We start from the raw sequence: 5,179 nt of genomic DNA, 5'->3' as shown, positions 1-5,179 counted from the left end.
GATTCAGACCCGCGACTTTCTTGTTGACCACAAAACAAGAAAATTTGGTGGGGGTCTTAAACCCGATTATTCATCCACCAGCGATGCACTGAGCCGGTCGTTGTGTCGTACAGAATACCTTTCCTGTATTCTGACTCCTGACTCCTGAATTCTGTTTGATAAATTTATTTATGGAGAAGAAAAATATGTATTGGGAATTCCCATAGAACGAGGAACATATCACGCGAGAGTGGCTGTACTGGTATAACGACCAAGAACGACGTTTACTAACGCCGCAAGAACGTGCCTAAATATTGGCACAAAGATTGTGTGAACTCGGTATAGATCCTGATTCTCTCGCGTAAAAACTAGAAATCAGAGTAATTCTGAGATTTTACAGAATTACCCCGATTGTTTGGAATGCAAAAGAATCGATGCATTCTGTGGCGCACCCTTTATGGCCATCAAAAGTGTTCTCCTTTAGATAATTTTCCGAATCTTGACATGACTAGCGTCAAGAGTAACTCGACACTCAACCAGTCGCCGATCTTAAACTCTGGATGTCGGTTTCAAAAATAGCCACGCCACAAAGAACGTAGCGGCTGTGAATAGTTGCGTCAAATCCAAAGCAGATAGATAGCCATCCGCAAATGAAGCAATGCTGCGATCAGTAATGCCAAATACCCACGATGACAGTCCAAACAGCCAAATCCCATTCTTGAGATTTCCGACGAATAGCTTAGAGTCTGATGGTTCTTGATCTTTCATGATCTTCTGTTCCGTTGATGAAGAATTTGGTGATTGATGCGAAATACCTGCCATTAGGAATTTTTTCGGACTCCTGACGCTGAATTTACACTTCCTATTCATAATATTAATAAATATTTCAGCTACTTGACTTTACTAACCAAAGGTACATCTCCTAATCTTGACATTCCTCCTTCGGTTCTGTCGCCTCTAATAGACGGCAAGGCGTTGAGTTATCAGCATTACAGGGTCGGGTTTGAATGCTAAGATTACATTATCTTTAAATAACTATATAAATATTTATATATGTATATAAAAAATACTCCATAGGATAGATGTATTTCCGAAAATGACTCAGATTTAAATTATGTGGATACGTCGCAGTGGCGCACAGATGTGCACCACTGCGCTATGTGCTAGATTTCTGGGTCAACTAAACGGATAGTGGGACGACTCTGATACAAATCTTGAACTACTTGCCCAGCAGAAACTACAGCTACAAGGGCAATGACTGCAACAGGTAACAAACCTTTGCCTAAGATGGCGATCGCTAGCAGCACAACTGCACCCCCAAGTCGATACTGGGAACGAATTTTGCAATAACGGATCACCCCAAATTTGTGGAGAATACTGACTGCCAGAGAGCATAATGCTACTGAACCACAGATGAGCGATCGCTGGGAATCGGGTAGTGGTAAAGTTGGCTGACTCAATAAGATTTGTTCTACACCAACTCCAGCAGCAGCAATCCCAATCACTAGCGGTAAATGGGTGTAAAGCCAGAGATTGACAACACCAACTTTTCCATGTGTTCGCGCCATCACAATCGGTGTGCCACCCAGATTATCAAAATAGACCCACCACCAGCTAAAGGCGATAATTAGACCAAATACGCCAGAAATCACAGTTAAAGTATCCCATTTCTGCTCAGAAACACCATTGACTACCGCAATCACTGCTTCACCTAAAACAATAATCGTAAATAGCCCGAAACGTTCTGGTAAGTGGGAGGCGTGGGGGAGTAACCCGATCTGAAACTTGCGTCCTGTTAACGGTGTGGCAAAATCAATAATGATTCCCACTGTCCAGAATCCGAAGCGCCAAGGAATGGGTACAGATGCTGATGCTAACCAGAACAAGGCTGCGATCGCAAAACCAATCGCATAGCGAGTGGTCAAAGGACGCGCTGAAGGAATATAGATTCCAGCACGGACATACTCTATTACCAGCACAGCCCGACCGAGAGCATAGGAAATGGCAAAACCAGAGGAACTCTCACCCAAACCGTGGTGGATATTAATAGCCATTGCTGCTGCTGTCAGCATTTGTATACCAATCAGCAGTCGATGTCCGACATCATCGCTGTCAAAGCGGTTGGCGTAGAATGTAGTGCCAATCCATGACCACCAAACTGGTATAAATAGAACTACAAACCCAAACAATCCTGACACAGAGATATCTTCGTTGAGATTGTGGGCGAGTTGAGAAACTGCAACTACAAAAACCAAATCATAAAAAAGTTCTAGCCAAGTGGCGCGTCGTTCTTCTTCAGTGTCTTCACCAATGCGTAACCTTGGGGGTTGGAGAAAATTTGCCATAGTGCTAATTGCGAATCGCTAATTGTTTTTTACCATTAGCTGCCATCAATTAGCGAGAGTTAGCGATTGAAATGGGAAACCTAAGCGTATCCGCTCGAAAATGATCTAGTGATGAATCAGATGATTGGCGATCGCCCCATTTTATTTGAACCCAATCCTCAACGCAGTGATGACTTTAGTTTGTCACAGATGCTTGATCTGATTGCTGATACATTCGGCATTCAGATTCAACCACAGCATCAAGATACATTAAAGAAAAATCTTTTGACTCACATGCGGGCGCTGGGATTATCCTCACTCAATGATTACTGCCAGCGCCTGATGGCAAGAAATCAATTGATTTCCGGTGGAACAGAGTGGCAAGACCTAATCTCTTTATTCACTGTTACTGAAACTTATTTTTTTCGAGATCAGGGGCAAATTTCGCTGCTCAAAAATCAGCTGCTCCCAGAGTTGAACGAGCGCAAACGGCAGCTTAGTTTAACTCACGGCAACGCTGCCAATGGAGAATTTTATCGACCGACATTACGGCTTTGGAGTGCCGGGTGTTCGACCGGTGAAGAAGCTTACTCACTTGCGATTCTGCTGAAGGAACTGATCTTCGACTATCACGCATGGGACATTCTGATTTTAGGCACAGATATTAATCAATCCGCGATCGCCCTGGCTGAACAAGGAATTTACAGCGAGTGGTCTTTTCGGACAACCACTCCAGAGATCAAAAGTCGCTACTTTCGATCGCACAAAAAAGGTTGGGAAATCGATCCTGCTATTCGAGCAATGGTCACATTTCAACCCGGAAACCTGATGCAGGATAGTTACCCCGCTTACGCGGGGAGCATTCACGATTTGGATTTGATTCTTTGCCGCAATGTGTTTATTTATTTTGACTTCAACGCGATCGCCTAAGCTATAGACAAGTTTTACTGCTCTCTGGCATCGGGAGGCTTTCTGCTCACAGGTCACACAGAATTATACGGTCAAAAAACAGAAGCGTTTCAAGTCAAAAGTTTTCCGCAATCTGCGGTTTATCAGCGACATAGCTCACATCTCCTTCAGCAAAACTTAGGTCAAAGTTTAACCCTTTGTCCCAAACTTGAGAGAGGGGAAACCGGAATTTCTTACCCCCCTTTACGAAGATTGCCAGAGAAGTTGGGCTTCGACCTGAGCGTTCAGCCAAACGAGGTAAGCATAAACACTCAACAAACCCTTTTAAATGCAGCCAAGCGATCGCTATGCTCTGATGCCGGTTGGTTGGGATAAGTATCGCGGGGTGTGAAGTGTTACCCGGCTTCTTCGTTGTTCCCTCGGCGGAGCAATCCCAAGCTCCGCTCCTGAATTGGGAATTCTGCTGTATATCTACTAAAAGCGGGCGATGGGACTCGAACCCACGACGATCACCTTGGGAAAGTGAGATTCTACCACTGAATTACACCCGCGAGTTGCTGCCATAAAGTTATGGATAAAATTAAAAATACCACTATTTACAGCTGTTTTCAATTAACTAGAATATACACTGTTTTGACCACTGCTAATGCATGAGTTCTGTCGCTGTTCAGATTGGGAAATTTTTTTTAGCTAACTGATCACGGCACTTACTACCATATTTAACTAAAGAACAATGTCCTCACCTCGCTCGGTAAAACGAACCTCTTTAATATTCCATTGGGTATTACTCGTTAGAGTTTTGCGGAGACTACCAAACAGAGCAAACTGTTCACAACTAGAAAGAGAAGTTATTTGCCGCTTTGACCCAGGAGATATTCGCAAATCAACTGTAGCGATGCCATTTTTTATATTGACACGATACCCAGACAAGCTAAAGTCGCTTGTATCTCGTTTTTCTAAAATTTTACTCACTACATTTGTCACTGGTTCCTCGGCTGGTACTGAAACCTTTTCTGGAACGAGTTTTTGACATTGGGTATCACTTGTGTATAGTGTGACGTTAGTAGTTTTGCTAGTGACAGCTTTAGGAGTTGATGAGGAAGGCGTATTTTCCTTAAGAGATTCTTGATTAGGAGATTTTTCTCTCAACTGAGCTACGCTAGAAATTTGGCTAGGAGTCTGAGACGATGCGCTATTCGTCGGTGTTGTGATGGGGGATGGCGTTCCACTGTCAATATTACGAGCGGTGGGGTTAGAACTACAACTGCTGAGGCTGACAATCATTGTCACAAAAATAAGGGGTAAAAAATATCTCTGGGTTGTATTCATAATTTTGCAGAAAAGTGATGTTGCTGCTATCAACTTCAGTGGCTCTGGTATCAATTCCGCATAGATTTGTGAATTTTTAGCCAGTCTATAAAGTGTCAACCCGATATCTGTTAAAGTCAAGGATATACTATACACCGAAATTACAACATCTGCGGTTCAAGGAGCAATGTCTGACCACAAGCCCTACGGGTGACGCTCCTACGTCGCTACCGCAAGACGCTCCTAACGCTTCGCTAACGACGAGAACCGCCTTCTCTGCGATAGGCTCCGCCAACGCGCAGCATCTGGTAGAGAAGACTGCGACCCCCTCACCGCTCCGCGTCTACGCCAATGCCAAAAAGCGATCTCTTTGTTTAACTAGAGACTCGCCAAGTATAAGGGCATGTATACCAGCTTCAGCTACAAGGGATAAATCAGTAGGTGTATACAAGCCAGACTCACTGACAACGATAATGCCCAAACTTTGCAATTACGATCGCCTAGCCGCCAGTAGTTGTCCAGTTGCGCCACGACGCTTGATCGCTACTATCCTAAATTATTCGCAAGAAACAACCTCCCCAACTTTTCAAAGAAGTTAGGGAGCTAAGTAGCTCAACCTAATTAAATGTAAAACGCTCGACTTGGTACTGACCTTGTAT

4 protein-coding genes, 1 tRNA gene and 1 pseudogene are annotated in these 5,179 nt (G+C 43.9%); 1 reads left to right on the top strand and 5 read right to left on the bottom strand.

Annotated features, from left to right (window positions below):
- Window positions 1–528: 528 nt before the first annotated feature.
- Window positions 529–747 (bottom strand): hypothetical protein, encoded by a 219-nt coding sequence (locus tag PUQ00_RS32330; RefSeq protein ID WP_300424050.1) that lies wholly within the window; start codon window positions 745–747, stop codon window positions 529–531.
- 395 nt (window positions 748–1,142) lie between these two features.
- Window positions 1,143–2,324, bottom strand: coding sequence for a low temperature requirement protein A (locus PUQ00_RS32325; protein ID WP_300424049.1), 1,182 nt, complete (start codon window positions 2,322–2,324; stop codon window positions 1,143–1,145).
- Window positions 2,325–2,435: 111 nt separating this feature from the next.
- Here PUQ00_RS32325 and PUQ00_RS32320 point away from each other — a divergent pair, with 111 nt between their 5' ends.
- Entirely contained in the window at window positions 2,436–3,233 is a 798-nt protein-coding gene (locus PUQ00_RS32320; RefSeq protein WP_300424047.1) for a protein-glutamate O-methyltransferase CheR, read from the top strand.
- Between the two features lie 458 nt (window positions 3,234–3,691).
- Here the strand turns inward: PUQ00_RS32320 and PUQ00_RS32315 are convergent.
- The 3 genes and pseudogenes from PUQ00_RS32315 to PUQ00_RS32305 all read right to left on the bottom strand — a co-directional run.
- Window positions 3,692–3,763, bottom strand: a tRNA-Gly gene (locus PUQ00_RS32315).
- Window positions 3,764–3,935: 172 nt separating this feature from the next.
- Window positions 3,936–4,541, bottom strand: a complete 606-nt coding sequence (locus PUQ00_RS32310) for a GerMN domain-containing protein (RefSeq protein WP_300424045.1) — start codon at window positions 4,539–4,541, stop codon at window positions 3,936–3,938.
- A 322-nt stretch (window positions 4,542–4,863) separates the two neighbouring features.
- A pseudogene (locus tag PUQ00_RS32305) lies at window positions 4,864–5,037 on the bottom strand (indole-3-glycerol-phosphate synthase TrpC); the annotation flags it as partial.
- Window positions 5,038–5,179: the final 142 nt, after the last annotated feature.

The sequence above is a fragment of the Nostoc sp. S13 genome (assembly GCF_029379315.1).
Classification (GTDB): domain Bacteria; phylum Cyanobacteriota; class Cyanobacteriia; order Cyanobacteriales; family Nostocaceae; genus Nostoc.
Note: the sequence above shows the minus strand (reverse complement) of the source record. Positions and strands in the feature narration are given on the sequence as shown.